Here is a 13,232-nt window from a genome sequence, read left to right as displayed (position 1 = left end):
ACATCCGCCCGGCGGCGGGCAGCCGTCGGCAGGTGGTCGGCGATCGGCGGCAGATGGGCCGAGTGGGGCGGGCGGCGACCGGCCGAGGAAGGGCGGGCGGGGCACATTTGGCACCGGTCGCCAGCAACCGGGAGGAAGGGCCTGCACGCCCGTGCAAAGGCGTGCCCGGGACGTTGGGAGGGCGCCGCGCGACCAGTAAAGTGGCCGCCATCCCCTCACCCCCGACGGAGCGTCCGTGGATTTCTGCGCGTTGTGCCGGCGTCGACTCAACGGTGCGCTGAACTGCCCCGGTTGCGGTCAGCTGAACGCGAGCGCGCAGCCGGGCGGACAGCCGAGCGCCGGGTACGGCGACGGGTACGGCGACGGGTACGGCGAGGCGTACGGCGGCCGGACCGCCGACGGGTACGGCGACGGGTACGGCGAGGCGTACGGCGGCCGGACCGCCGACGGGTACGGCGATCCCCACGGCACGTACGCCCAGTACGGCGCCGGACAGCCCGACCCGTACGGCGCCGGAGGGCACGCCCCGGACCCGTACGGCACCGGACAGCCCGACCCCTACGGCGCCGCGCAACGCAACCCGTACGCCCCGGACTCGCACACCCCGGACCCGTACGCGGCGGGCCACCCTCGCGAGACCGGGCACCCGGACCGCGGCCGACCCGGCGACGCGCTGTCGGACGGGGCCGGGCCGGACGGGGCCGGGCCGGAGGGGGCCGGGCAGTCGGCCGAGCCGGTCGGTCGCAGAGCCGCGCGCAGGGCCGCCGCGGCCTCCGGTCGCGCCGCCGCGGACCCGTCCGGCGATCCGGGCCGGGGCGACGGTGCCGACAGCGGAGAGGACGGCCACGGGTCAACGGGCGCCCAGGACACGGCAGTCGGCCACCGCACCGCGCGACGCAGGGCGGCGGGACGTTCCGCGCACCGGCGTTCGCAGGGCGCTCGGCGGCGTCGGATAGCCGTCGGCGCCGTACTGGCCGCCGTCGTGCTGGCCGGGCTGGTCGCGGTGGAGGCCGGCGACGTCGCCATCCCCGGCCTCGACTCCCCCTCGGACAACGTCGCCGACCGGCAGGCCGCCGACGAGCGCGCCCGACCCGAGCCCGGCGAGTCCGGGACCGGCCCGAGCGGCAGCGTCACTCCCGGGGACACCCCTTCGACGGGCACCGGCAGTCCGTCGGCCTCGGAAACCGGCGAGGAGGACGACGAGTCGCCGAGCGCGAGCGCCTCGGACTCCGCCGACCCATCGGACTCCTCCGATCCCGACGACTCCTCACCCACCGGTCGCCCCTCGGAGCCCTCGCAGTCGCAGGCGCCCACCAGCCCCACCAGCCCGCCGACGAGCCCCACCGAGGAGCCGACGCAGGAGCCGGAGCCGGAGCCCACCGAGACCGATGACGGCTGCTGGTGGATCTTCTGCCCCAACTGACCCGCCCGGCACGGGTCGGGGACGGGCTGACCGGCCCTCACCGACCGTGCCCGGCCGCCGTTCTGACGCCCCGTGAAGCCCACCCGGAACGCGGGGCGCAGTGGTTCAGTCCATTCACCTGTACGGAGTGAGCCGCCGTCAGTACGCCCTGCCCGGCCAACTCAGGGCCCGCGCCGACCGGTTGCCGCTGGCGCGTCCGTCGGCGGTACACCGTTCGGGCGCGTGTCGCCCCGCCCAGGAGATGCAGCGCCGCGCACCCTGACGTGTCCTCGCAGTGAGTCAAGTCACCGCCAAGGAGGACACATGTGCACGCACCATGAGGAACCGTCACTGTCCCGACGCGGAATGCTGCTGCGCGGCGGCGCGCTCGCCGCGCTGGGGCTGCTGCCGGCGCTCGGCTGCGTCAAGTCGGCCTCGGCGGGCCCCGGCGAGCCGATGAACCGGCCGCTGCGCGCCACGGCGGCCGGCGGTCCGGGCCCGCAGGCGGCGCCCGGCGGGCGGTGGGCCCGGCCGCTGACCGAGCAGCACGCGATCTCCGCGGCGTACGGCATCGAGGGCGACTGGCTGGCCGGCCGGCACACCGGGATCGACTTCGCCGTCGACACCGGCACCCCGCTCTTCTCGGTCGGGCCGGGCACCGTGGACATCGCCGGCGACCAGGGCGACTACGGGAAGGCGGTGCTGGTCAGGATGGACGACGGGCACTTCATCCTCTACGCCCACATGTCCTCGCTCCAGGTCAGCCGCGGCGGGCGGGTGACCGGCGGCTCCCGACTCGGCAACACCGGCGCCAGCGGGCGGGTCTCCGGTCCGCATCTGCACTTCGAGGTGCGCACCACCCGCAACTACGGCACCGACATCGACCCCACCAAGTATCTGGCCGCACGCGGCGTCAGAATCGGCTGAGGAGCCGCGGCCCGAGCCCCTCGCGGACCTCAGCCGTACGCCCGCGCCGCCGAGTCGAAGGCACCCCGGGCAAGCCGGTGCAGCAGCGCGGCCGTGCTCTGCCGCGAGGGCAGTGCCGCGGGGCGGCTGAGGTGCGGAGTGGAGTTCAGCAGGCCGAAGACCGCGTGGACGGCCGTGCGGGCCTCGGCCTCCGGCAGCGACGGATGGACCTCGCGCACCACCGCGACCCACAACTCGACGTACTGGCGCTGGAGTCGGCGCACCCGCTTGCGGTCGTCGTCGCGCAGCCGGTCGAGCTCGCGGTCGTGGAGGGTGATCAGCGCGCGGTCGTCGAGCGCGAACTCGATGTGCCCCTCGATCAGCGCGTCCAGCGCCCTGGCCGGCGGGTGCGCCGAGCCCTCCTGGTCGAGCAGCCGCCGCCGGCCGCCGTCGTGCAGACGTTCGCTGATGCCGACCAGCAGCTCGGCCAGCATGGCGTCCTTGCCGGCGAAGTGGCGGTAGAGGCCGGGCCCGCTGATGCCGACCGCCGCCCCTATCTCGTCGACCCCGACGCCGTGGAAGCCGCGCTCGGCGAAGAGCCGCGCGGCCTCGCCGAGGATCTGCTCCCTGCGCGTACGGGGCCGTGCGGGCCGACCCCCCGGCCCGTCCTGCTCGTCCTGCTCGGAACGCACGGCCGGGTCGACGGGCGTGCCGGTCTCGCTGCTCATCCCACGATTGTAGACAGCCGTGTTAGTGGACGTTAACCTTGCGACATTGGTTAACGCCTATTAACCACGAGCAAGGGGGCTCAGGGCATGCAGCAGGCACCGCCGCTGTCCAGCACCGCCGACCCAACCTCCCCGCAGTGGCGCACCCATGAGGAAGCGCACCGGGAGTTGGCGGCGCAACTGCGGGAGAAGCTCGCCGCGGCACGGCTCGGCGGGGGTGAGAGGGCCCGCGCCCGCCACACCGCGCGGGGCAAGCTGCTGCCGCGCGAGCGGGTGGACTCGCTCCTGGACCCGGGCTCGCCCTTCCTGGAGCTCGCGCCGCTCGCCGCCGACGGGATGTACGACGGCGCCGCGCCGGCTGCCGGCGTCATCGCCGGTGTCGGCCGGGTCAGCGGGCGCGAGGTGGTGATCGTCGCAAACGACGCGACGGTCAAGGGCGGCACCTACTACCCGATGACGGTCAAGAAGCATCTGCGCGCCCAGGAGGTCGCGCTGGAGAACCGCCTCCCCTGCCTCTACCTGGTCGACTCCGGCGGCGCCTTCCTGCCGATGCAGGACGAGGTCTTCCCCGACCGCGAGCACTTCGGCCGGATCTTCTACAACCAGGCCAGGATGTCGGGCAGCGGCATCCCGCAGATCGCCGCGGTGCTGGGTTCCTGCACCGCGGGCGGCGCCTACGTCCCGGCGATGAGCGACGAGGCGGTGATCGTGCGCGAGCAGGGCACGATCTTCCTCGGCGGCCCGCCGCTGGTGAAGGCCGCCACCGGCGAGGTCGTCACGGCCGAGGAGCTGGGCGGCGGCGAGGTGCACTCGCGGATCTCCGGCGTCACCGACCACCTCGCCGAGGACGACGCGCACGCACTGCGGATCGTGCGGAACATCGTCGCCACCCTCCCCGAGCGCGGCCCGCTGCCGTGGTCGGTGCAGCCGGTCGAGGAGCCGGCGGTCGACCCGGCCGGACTGTACGGCGCGGTGCCGGTGGACTCCCGCACGCCCTACGACGTGCGCGAGGTGATCGCCCGGATCGCCGACGGCTCCCGCTTCCAGGAGTTCAAGTCCGAGTACGGGCAGACGCTCGTCACCGGCTTCGCCCGCATCCACGGGCACCCGGTGGGCATCGTCGCCAACAACGGCATCCTGTTCGCCGAATCGGCGCAGAAGGGCGCCCACTTCATCGAGCTCTGCGACCAGCGCGGCATCCCGCTGCTCTTCCTCCAGAACATCTCCGGCTTCATGGTGGGCCGGGACTACGAGGCCGGCGGCATCGCCAAGCACGGCGCGAAGATGGTCACCGCCGTCGCCTGCGCCCGGGTCCCCAAGCTCACCGTGGTGGTCGGCGGCTCCTACGGCGCGGGCAACTACTCGATGTGCGGCCGGGCGTACTCGCCCCGTTTCCTGTGGATGTGGCCGAACGCCAAGATCTCCGTCATGGGCGGCGAGCAGGCCGCCTCCGTACTGGCCACGGTCAAGCGCGACCAGTTGGAGGCGCGCGGCGAGCAGTGGAGCGCGGAGGACGAGGAGGCGTTCAAGGACCCGGTCCGCGCCCAGTACGACACCCAGGGCAACGCCTACTACGCCACCGCCCGGCTGTGGGACGACGGGGTGATCGACCCGTTGCAGACCCGTACGGTCGTCGGCCTCGCGCTCACCGCCTGCGCCAACGCACCGCTGCCCGCGCGCGACCAGGCCGCGCAGGGCTTCGGCGTCTTCCGGATGTGAGGACCGCGGACATGTCTGACCACGAAGCCCGACCCGAGGGAGCCCAGGGGATGTTCGACACCGTGCTGGTCGCCAACCGCGGCGAGATCGCGGTACGCGTCATCCGTACGCTGCGCCGGCTCGGCGTGCGCTCGGTGGCGGTGTACAGCGACGCGGACGCCGGCGCCCGCCATGTGCGCGAGGCCGACACCGCGGTGCGCATCGGGCCGGCGGCGGCCTCCGAGAGCTACCTCTCGGTCGAGCGGCTGCTGGAGGCCGCCGAGCGCACCGGCGCGCAGGCCGTGCACCCGGGGTACGGGTTCCTGGCCGAGAACGCCGCCTTCGCCCGCGCGGTGACGGAGTCGGGGCGGGTCTTCATCGGTCCGCCGGCCTCCGCGATCGAGCTGATGGGCGACAAGATCCGCGCCAAGGAGACCGTGCGCGAGGCCGGCGTGCCGGTCGTCCCCGGTTCCTCGGGCAGCGGCCTCAGCGATGCCCAACTCATCGACGCCGCGACGGAGGTGGGCGTTCCGGTGCTGCTCAAGCCCTCTGCGGGCGGCGGCGGCAAGGGCATGCGGCTGGTCCGCGATCCGGCGCTGTTCGCCGAGGAGATCGCCGCGGCCCGGCGCGAGGCGCGGGGTTCCTTCGGCGACGACACGCTCCTGGTGGAGCGGTGGGTCGACCGCCCGCGGCACATCGAGATCCAGGTGATGGCGGACGGCCACGGCAACGTCGTCCACTTCGGGGAGCGCGAGTGCTCGCTCCAGCGCCGCCACCAGAAGATCATCGAGGAGGCGCCGAGCCCGTTCCTCGACGAGGGGACCAGGTCCGCGATGGGCGCGGCGGCCGTCGAGGCGGCGCGCTCGTGCGGGTACCGCGGCGCCGGCACGGTCGAGTTCATCGTCGCCGGGACGGATGCGCGCTCGTACTTCTTCATGGAGATGAACACCCGGCTCCAGGTCGAGCATCCGGTCACCGAGCTGGTGTGCGGCGTGGACCTCGTGGAGTGGCAGCTGCGGGTCGCCGCGGGCGAGCAACTCCCCTGGCAGCAGGACGACATCCGGATGACCGGGCACGCCGTGGAGGCGCGCATCTGCGCCGAGACCGCCCGCCCCAGCGGCGAGCGGGTCGACTTCCTGCCCTCGGCCGGCACCGTGCAGCTGCTGCGCGAGCCCGGCGGCGAGGGCGTGCGGGTGGACTCCGGTCTGAGCGAGGGCAGCGAGGTCGGCACCACCTACGACCCGATGCTCGCCAAGGTCATCGCGCACGGGCCGGACAGGTCGAGCGCCCTGCGACGCCTGCGCGGCGCGCTGGCGCGGACGACCGTGCTCGGCGTCGACACCAACACCGGCTTCCTGCGCGCCCTGCTGGACCATCCGGCCGTGCGCAGCGGCGAGTTGGACACCGGCCTGGTCGACCGGGACGCGGCGTCGCTGGTCGCCGCCGAGGTTCCGGACGAGGTGTACGCCACCGCGGCGCTGCTGCGGCACGCCGCGCTGGAGCCGAGCGGTCAGGGCTGGACGGACCCGTTCTCGGTCCCCTCCGGCTGGCGGCTGGACGGTCTGAGCGCCTGGACCCCGTACCACTTCAGAGCGCCCGGCGCGGAGCCGGTGGCCGTCGCGGTGCGCGGCCGGGGGCCGGAGACCGAGGTGCGGATCGGCGCGGAGGGCGAGCCCGTCGCCGCGCATCTGGCCTCGGACGAGCAGGGCCGGGTGCGGACGCAGTGGCGGGGCACGATGCTCGGCCACCACCATGTGGCCGGGACCGGTGAGCGGTGGCTCGGCGCCGAGGGTGCCGGCTGGCACCTGGTCGACCACGATCCGGTCGCCGCCGCCCTGCGCGGCGGTGCGGGCGCACACGGCGCGGACGCGCTGACCGCGCCGATGCCGGGCACCGTCACCGTGGTCAAGGCGGCGGTGGGTGACTCGGTCGAGGCCGGGCAGGCGCTGGTGATCGTCGAGGCGATGAAGATGGAGCACGTCATCTCCGCGCCGCACGCCGGCACCGTCACCGAGCTCGATGTGCGTCCCGGCAGCACGGTGGCGATGGACCAGGTGCTCGCCGTGGTCGACCCGGACGCCACCGACTCGGACGCCACGCACCCGGACGCCGCCGATCCGGAGGCCGCCGGCTCGGGCCCGGGCGCCGCGGGTTCGGGCGCGAGGGCCGAGGAGGAGCGCGCATGAGCACCGCCGGACTGCCGATGACCGTGCCCGCCGAGGGGCTGCCGTCGCGCGTGCGCATCCACGAGGTCGGTCCCCGCGACGGCCTGCAGAACGAGAAGGCCGTCGTCCCGGTCGACGTCAAGGCGGAGTTCATCCGCCGGCTGGTCGGGGCCGGGCTGGACACGGTGGAGGCGACGAGCTTCGTCCATCCCAAATGGGTGCCGCAGCTCGCCGACGCGGAGGAGCTGTACGGCGGGCTCGCGGATCTGCCGGCGTCGGCCGGTGTGCGGCTGCCCGTGCTGGTGCCCAACGAGCGCGGCCTGGAGCGTGCGCTGGCGCTGGGCGCCCGCGAGATCGCCGTCTTCGGCAGCGCCACCGAGTCCTTCGCCAGGGCCAACCTCAACCGCACCGTCGACGAGGCGCTGGAGATGTTCGCGCCGGTGGTCGCGCGGGCGAAGGACTCGGGCGCGAGGGTGCGCGGCTATCTGTCCATGTGCTTCGGCGATCCGTGGGAGGGCCCGGTGCCGGCCCGCCAAGTGGTCGACGTCTGCCGCCGGTTGCTCGACCTGGGCTGCGACGAGCTGAGCCTGGGCGACACGATCGGCGTCGCCACCGCGGGCCAGGTGGAGGATCTGCTGACCGCGCTGAACGCGGCCGGCGTGCCCGACGGGGTGCTCGCGGTGCACTTCCACGACACCTACGGCCAGGCCCTGGCCAACACCCTCACCGCGCTCCGCCACGGCGTCACCACCGTCGACGCCTCCGCGGGCGGTCTCGGCGGCTGCCCGTACGCCAGGAGCGCCACCGGAAACCTCGCCACCGAGGACCTGGTCTGGATGCTCCGCGGGCTGGGCATCGAGACCGGCGTCGATCTCGACCGACTGGTCGCCACCAGCACGTGGATGGCCGACCGCCTGGGCCGTCCCAGCCCGTCCCGCACCGTCCGCGCCCTGTCCACCACCAAGGAGCAGTGACCACGATGTCCCTGGACCACCGCCTGAGCACCGAGCACGAGGAACTGCGCCGCACCGTCGAGGAGTTCGCGCACGACGTCGTCGCGCCGAAGATCGGCGACTTCTACGAGCGGCACGAGTTCCCGTACGAGATCGTGCGCGAGATGGGCCGGATGGGCCTGTTCGGGCTGCCGTTCCCGGAGGAGTACGGCGGCATGGGCGGCGACTACCTGGCGCTGTGCATCGCCCTGGAGGAGCTGGCCCGGGTCGACTCCTCGGTGGCGATCACCCTGGAGGCCGGCGTCTCCCTGGGCGCGATGCCGATCTACCGGTTCGGCAGCGAGGAGCAGAAGCGCGAGTGGCTGCCGCGGCTGTGCTCGGGCGAGGCGCTCGGCGCGTTCGGCCTGACCGAGCCGGACTGCGGTTCGGACGCGGGCGGCACCCGCACCACGGCGGTGCGCGACGGCGACGAGTGGGTCGTCAACGGCACCAAGTGCTTCATCACCAATTCGGGTACCGACATCACCGGCCTGGTGACCGTCACCGCGGTGACCGGCCGCAAGGAGAACGGCGCACCGCGCATCTCCACCATCCTGGTGCCCTCCGGGACCCCGGGCTTCACGGTCGCCGCCCCGTACTCCAAGGTCGGCTGGAACGCCTCGGACACCCGGGAGCTGTCCTTCTCCGACGTCCGCGTCCCGGCCGCCAACCTGGTCGGCGAGGAGGGCCGCGGCTACGCGCAGTTCCTGCGCATCCTCGACGAGGGCCGCATCGCCATCTCCGCCCTGGCCACCGGGCTCGCCCAGGGCTGTGTGGACGAGTCGGTGCGGTACGCCAAGGAGCGCCACGCCTTCGGCCGGTCGATCGGCTCCAACCAGGCCATCTCGTTCAAGCTCGCCGACATGGAGATGCGCGCCCACACCGCCCGCGTCGCCTGGCGGGACGCGGCGAGCCGGCTGGTGGCGGGCGAGCCGTTCAAGAAGCAGGCGGCGATGGCCAAGCTGTACTCCTCCGAGATCGCCGTCACCAACGCGCGCGAGGCGACCCAGATCCACGGCGGCTACGGCTTCATGAACGAGTACCCGGTCGCCCGGATGTGGCGCGACTCCAAGATCCTGGAGATCGGCGAGGGCACCAGCGAGGTCCAGCGGATGCTGATCGCAAGGGAGTTGGGCTTCACCGACTGACACCCGTCCCGGCGGTCGGGCGTCCGTGACCGGACGTCCGACCGGGCCGGTGGTGGGTGGTGCGTGTGACGTGGGTGTGGTGTGCGGGCGGTCGGTGCCGGGAGGGCGGTGCCGGGGGGGCGGCCTGCGCCGCGTCCGTACGCCGCGCCACGTGTACGGCCGGACCCTCGGCCTCGGCGGGACCTCACGCCGACGCGCCGGGGTTGCGCCTCAGCGGTCGAAGGTCCCCGGCGGGGGTGCGGGTGAACCGGTCGTCGCGGTCGCATCGGTGACCGGACGGGCGCCCGCCGCGAAGTCGGCCGCCTCCCGACCGGCCAACACCCGTCCCGCGTGCGGGTCTCCGGCGGTACGGCGGGTGAACTCGCCCACCGGCAGCGGCACTCGGGCAGCCGCCAGCACCACGTTGCCGAATCTGCGTCCGCGCAGCACGGCCGGGTCCGCGGCGATCGCCAGCTCGTCGAAGACCGCGCCCACGGTGGCCAGTTGACCGCGCAGATGGGCGAGCGGCGGCCCGTCGGTGAGGTTCGCCGTGTACCAGCCGCCGGGGGCCAGGGTCCGGGCCGCCTCCCGCACGAACTCGACGGTGCCCAGATGCGGCGGCGTACGGGCGCGGTCGAAGACGTCCGCGATCACCAGGTCCGCCCAGCCGTCCGGCACGGCGGCGAGCCCGGCGCGCGCGTCGCCGCCGTGCACACGTACGCGCCAGCCGGACTCCAGAGGGAGTTCCCGGCGCACGAACGCGGTCAGCGCGGAGTCGATCTCCCAGACGCGCTGGGTGGAGCGCGGCCGGGTCGCGGCGACGTACCGGGCGAGCGTCAGCGCACCGCCGCCCAGGTGCAGCACCCTCAGCGGACGACCGGCCGGCGCGAGCAGATCGACGAGATGGCCGAGCCTGCGCTGGTAGCTGAAGGCGAGATGGGCGGGGTCGGCGAGATCGACGTGCGACTGGGGAGCGCCGTCCACGGTCAACTCCCAGGCGGAGGGCCGCTCCCGGTCCGGTACGAGCCGTGCCTCGCCGCTGTCGACGGCGGCAGTCGGCTCGGTCCGTCCGCCGCCCCTGCCGCCTCGTTCACCCCGCCGTCTGCCCGCCACCCCGCCAGTATCCCCGTCCGCGTCACTCCCCGCGCACCGCGGTGGCGGGCGGGAGACGCGGACGGCAACGGCGGACGGACCCGGGCGGCAACGGCGGACGGACCGCGACGCACCGCCGCACGATCGGGGCCGGTCGCCGGCAGCGCCGGCCCGCGGTCGCGCGGCCGTGAACGGGACGGCTTCAGATGCAGCGGTCGGTGACCTCCAGGGTGCGGGCGGCCTGGACGAGCGCGGCCCGCAGCCGGGTCGGGTCGGTCGCGGTGAGCGGGGCGGACTCGGGGCCGATCAGCCAGTCGGCGCCCGCGATCGGCGGCCGGCCGGTGCCCTCCTGGCTCAGCGGGCCGCAGAGCGGGGCGCAGGCGCTGCCGGGGTGCCGCCAGTGCACCGAAGTGCCGGGCGGGACCAGGAAACCGAGCGTCGCACCCGCGCAGTCGTGCAGCACGGGGCCGACACCGAGGCCGAGCCGCAGGATGTCGACGGCCTCCAGCGCCTGGCGGGCCGGCACGGTGACCAGCTCGGTGTGGGGAGTGCCGCCGCCCTGGCAACCGCTCTCCACCGCGCCCGACTTGCGGCCACGCACCGGGCGCCGGTGGCCAACGGCGATCCGCGATCCGTCGGTGTCCAACAACGCGACCCTCCTCCACTCTCACGCCCACACGCTTCGACGCCTGTGCCTCGATGCCCGTGCTGCGCGCTGTCGTTGCTGCACGGTTCAACGCACGGACCCGTCAACGGCTACGGCGGAAAGCCCCCTCAAAGGATGGCGGTTCATGGCAGATCACGCATGAGATATCCGTTTTGTAAGCAAACTCCCCATCTCCGGCCCCGCGCCCGCGTGTACGGTCCGGCCATGGCGTCGTCACCCTCAGCGCCAGCCGGGAGAGGACCGGCGGGCCCGGCCGAGTCAGCGAACCACCCTCATCAACCGAACCCGGCCTTCCGGCGGTTGCGCGGACAGCTCTCCCCTCGGGAGTTCGCGGCCTCCGTGCGGAGGGCCGCCCGCGAGATCGGCGAGCAGGTCTCCTGCGACGCCCGCTACATCGGGCGGGTGGAGGCCGGCGAGATCCGCTGCCCCAACTACGCCTACGAACGAGTGTTCCTGCACATGTTCCCGGGGTACACGCTCACGGATCTGGGCTTCACCGAGCGCGAGGCCGTACGGGGACGCGCGGCGCGGCGCACCCGTACGACCGTGCGCGAGGCGGCCGAGGACCGCCCCGGACCCTGCGCTCCCGACCACTCGCCAGGTGGCCGGGCCGACTGCGGGGGCACGGAGCACAACTGTCAGAGCACCATCCAGAGCTACGAGGAGAGCGACGTGCTGCGTCGCGCGTTCATGACCGGCGGCCCCGCCGCCCTGGCGACCGCGCCCCTGTGGGGGCCCGCCCATGCGGCCGAGGCCCGCACGGGACCCGCCGAGGGAGAGGGAGCCGCCCTGCCCCGCCCCCGGCCCGCCGCGGGCGCCCTCGGCCGCGGCGACGTCCTCTCCGTCGAGGAGGCCGTGCGGCGGATCCGCCTGCTCGACGACCGCCACGGCGCGGACAACCTCTACCGCCGCGCCGACCTCGCGCTCCGGCAGACCTTCGAGCTGCTCGACTCCGGCGCCCGCGCGCACGCACACTCCGAGCGGCTGAACTCCCACACCGGCGAACTCGCGCTCTCCGTCGGCTGGTTGGCACACGACTCCGAGCGCTACCAGGAGGCCCGTTCGCACTACGGCGAGGCTCTGGCGCTGGCCCGGGTCGGCTCCGACCCCGGGCTGGAGGCGCACGCCTTCTGCAACACCGCCTTCCTCGCCCGGGACGCCGGTCGCCCGCGCGAGGCGCTGCGCGCCGCCCAGGCGGGCCAGCAGGCCGCCCGCAGGCTCGGTTCCTCCCGGCTCCAGGCGCTGCTGGCGCTGCGCGAGGCGGGCGGCTGGGGCGGGCTCGGCGACCGCGCGGGCTGCGAGGAAGCCCTCAGCCGGGCCAGGACCCTCTTCGACAAGGGCCCCTCCGACTCCGATCCGGAGTGGATGTCCTTCCTGTGCCACGCCGAGCTGTCGGGGCTGGAGTCCCAGTGCTGGTCCGCGCTCGGCGACTGGGAGCGGGCGGCGGAGCTGGCGCGGGAGGCCGTCGCGCTGCAACCCGCGCAGTTCGTGCGCAACAGAGCGCTGTTCACCGCCGAGTTGGCCGGGAACCTCGCCGTGGGCGGAGATCCGGTCGAGGCGGCCACCGAGGGGAACAGAGCGCTGACGCTGCTGGAGACCGTGCACAGCGCGCGGGTGCGCCGGATGCTGCGCGCCACGGCCGAGCGCCTCGGTCCGCACACCCGCCACGTCGAGGTCGCGGGCTTCCTCGCCCGTCTCTCCGCCTGAGGCCCCGGCCGGGAGGCCTCGGGCCCGGACGCCCCCGACGGAGGACCGGACGCCCCCGACGGAGGAGGGGCGGGGGCACGGCTCAGAGGCGGCCGTCGAGGTGGCCGGTGTCGTTCCACCGCTCCAGCGCCGGCTGCCCGTAGGACCAGCCCAGCACCGACAGGGACGCCGGGGAGAGCCGCAGCCGGGCGCCGAAGGAGAGTTCCTCGCCCAGCCACCGCGCGGCGATCGTGCGCAGCACATGGCCGTGTGCGAAGACCAGGGCGTCCCCGGGGACCGTACGCGCCCAGTCCACCACCTCGTCGGCGCGCGCGGACAGCGCGGCCCGGCTCTCGCCGCCCTCGACGCCGTCCCGCCAGATCAGCCAACCCTCGTCCCCCGCGGCCTCCTTGATCTGCGGGGTGGTCAGCCCCTCGTAACTGCCGTAGTCCCACTCCATCAGGGCGTCCCAGGTGCTCGCGCGGTCGCCGAAGCCGGCCACCGCGCAGGTCTCGGCGGCGCGGGAGAGCGGACTGGTGCGCACCTCGGCGTCGACGAGGCCGTCGAAGGGGGCCGTCCGCAGGCGCTCACCGAGGAGTTCGGCCATGCGGCGCCCCCGGTCGAGCAGCGGCACATCGGTGCGGCCGGTGTGCCGGCCCGCCTGCGACCACGGCGTCTCGCCGTGGCGCACCAGGACGAGGCGGGCGGAGTGGGGAGTTGTGGACACGGGCTGTTCGGCGGCCTTTTCCGTCATGCCACGACGGTACTC

11 protein-coding genes are annotated in these 13,232 nt (G+C 74.3%); 7 read left to right on the top strand and 4 right to left on the bottom strand.

The features are described from left to right. The first annotated feature begins 235 nt into the window (after positions 1-235). On the top strand, positions 236-1,423 hold the full coding sequence (locus MTQ01_RS25015) for a hypothetical protein (RefSeq protein WP_282613976.1): 1,188 nt from the start codon (positions 236-238) through the stop codon (positions 1,421-1,423). A 303-nt stretch (positions 1,424-1,726) separates the two neighbouring features. Then, positions 1,727-2,329 carry a M23 family metallopeptidase gene (locus MTQ01_RS21495; RefSeq protein ID WP_247492397.1) on the top strand — a complete coding sequence of 201 codons (603 nt, stop codon included), beginning with the start codon at positions 1,727-1,729 and terminating at the stop codon, positions 2,327-2,329. 29 nt (positions 2,330-2,358) lie between these two features. Here the strand turns inward: MTQ01_RS21495 and MTQ01_RS21490 are convergent, their stop codons facing one another. Further along, positions 2,359-3,036, bottom strand: coding sequence for a TetR/AcrR family transcriptional regulator (locus MTQ01_RS21490; protein WP_247492396.1), 678 nt, complete (start codon positions 3,034-3,036; stop codon positions 2,359-2,361). Between the two features lie 87 nt (positions 3,037-3,123). Between MTQ01_RS21490 and MTQ01_RS21485 the strand changes: the two genes are divergently transcribed. From MTQ01_RS21485 to MTQ01_RS21470, 4 genes are read left to right on the top strand one after another with little or no spacing between them, the layout of a single operon-like run. Continuing rightward, positions 3,124-4,755 carry a carboxyl transferase domain-containing protein gene (locus MTQ01_RS21485; RefSeq protein ID WP_247492395.1) on the top strand — a complete coding sequence of 544 codons (1,632 nt, stop codon included), beginning with the start codon at positions 3,124-3,126 and terminating at the stop codon, positions 4,753-4,755. 50 nt (positions 4,756-4,805) lie between these two features. Beyond that, positions 4,806-6,920 carry a biotin carboxylase N-terminal domain-containing protein gene (locus MTQ01_RS21480; protein ID WP_247492556.1) on the top strand — a complete coding sequence of 705 codons (2,115 nt, stop codon included), beginning with the start codon at positions 4,806-4,808 and terminating at the stop codon, positions 6,918-6,920. Then, a complete protein-coding gene (locus MTQ01_RS21475; protein ID WP_247492393.1) occupies positions 6,917-7,873 on the top strand; it encodes a hydroxymethylglutaryl-CoA lyase in 957 nt (318 codons plus the stop codon). Before MTQ01_RS21480 ends, MTQ01_RS21475 begins: the two co-directional genes overlap by 4 nt. Before the next feature lie 5 nt (positions 7,874-7,878). Beyond that, entirely contained in the window at positions 7,879-9,039 is a 1,161-nt protein-coding gene (locus tag MTQ01_RS21470) for an acyl-CoA dehydrogenase family protein (protein WP_247492554.1), read from the top strand. Positions 9,040-9,249: 210 nt separating this feature from the next. Here MTQ01_RS21470 and MTQ01_RS21465 read toward each other — a convergent pair whose 3' ends face one another. Together MTQ01_RS21465 and MTQ01_RS21460 are read right to left on the bottom strand one after the other, a co-directional pair. Then, a complete protein-coding gene (locus MTQ01_RS21465; protein ID WP_247492391.1) occupies positions 9,250-10,131 on the bottom strand; it encodes a fused MFS/spermidine synthase in 882 nt (293 codons plus the stop codon). A 181-nt stretch (positions 10,132-10,312) separates the two neighbouring features. Then, complete coding sequence (locus MTQ01_RS21460) at positions 10,313-10,756, bottom strand: hypothetical protein (RefSeq protein WP_374207829.1); 444 nt, start codon at positions 10,754-10,756, stop codon at positions 10,313-10,315. 225 nt (positions 10,757-10,981) lie between these two features. Between MTQ01_RS21460 and MTQ01_RS21455 the strand changes: the two genes are divergently transcribed. Further along, positions 10,982-12,484: a hypothetical protein gene (locus MTQ01_RS21455; protein WP_247492389.1), complete on the top strand. Its 1,503-nt coding sequence runs from the start codon at positions 10,982-10,984 to the stop codon at positions 12,482-12,484. An 82-nt stretch (positions 12,485-12,566) separates the two neighbouring features. Here MTQ01_RS21455 and MTQ01_RS21450 read toward each other — a convergent pair whose 3' ends face one another. Continuing rightward, positions 12,567-13,217, bottom strand: a complete 651-nt coding sequence (locus tag MTQ01_RS21450; protein ID WP_247492387.1) for a histidine phosphatase family protein — start codon at positions 13,215-13,217, stop codon at positions 12,567-12,569. Between the last annotated feature and the right edge of the window lie 15 nt (positions 13,218-13,232).

This window comes from Streptomyces sp. XM4193 (assembly GCF_023072595.1).
Lineage (GTDB): Bacteria > Actinomycetota > Actinomycetes > Streptomycetales > Streptomycetaceae > Streptomyces.
This window is presented reverse-complemented; position numbering and strand designations above follow the sequence as displayed.

What these genes read in the sequence shown, in the direction of transcription:
- MTQ01_RS21470 (WP_247492554.1), top strand. Translation starts at nt 7,879, where the DNA reads ATGTCCCTGGACCACCGCCTGAGCACCGAGCACGAGGAACTGCGCCGC.
- MTQ01_RS21480 (WP_247492556.1), top strand. Translation starts at nt 4,806, where the DNA reads ATGTTCGACACCGTGCTGGTCGCCAACCGCGGCGAGATCGCGGTACGC.
- MTQ01_RS21485 (WP_247492395.1), top strand. Translation starts at nt 3,124, where the DNA reads ATGCAGCAGGCACCGCCGCTGTCCAGCACCGCCGACCCAACCTCCCCG.
- MTQ01_RS21450 (WP_247492387.1), bottom strand. Translation starts at nt 13,217, where the DNA reads ATGACGGAAAAGGCCGCCGAACAGCCCGTGTCCACAACTCCCCACTCC.
- MTQ01_RS21490 (WP_247492396.1), bottom strand. Translation starts at nt 3,036, where the DNA reads ATGAGCAGCGAGACCGGCACGCCCGTCGACCCGGCCGTGCGTTCCGAG.
- MTQ01_RS21455 (WP_247492389.1), top strand. Translation starts at nt 10,982, where the DNA reads ATGGCGTCGTCACCCTCAGCGCCAGCCGGGAGAGGACCGGCGGGCCCG.
- MTQ01_RS21495 (WP_247492397.1), top strand. Translation starts at nt 1,727, where the DNA reads ATGTGCACGCACCATGAGGAACCGTCACTGTCCCGACGCGGAATGCTG.
- MTQ01_RS21475 (WP_247492393.1), top strand. Translation starts at nt 6,917, where the DNA reads ATGAGCACCGCCGGACTGCCGATGACCGTGCCCGCCGAGGGGCTGCCG.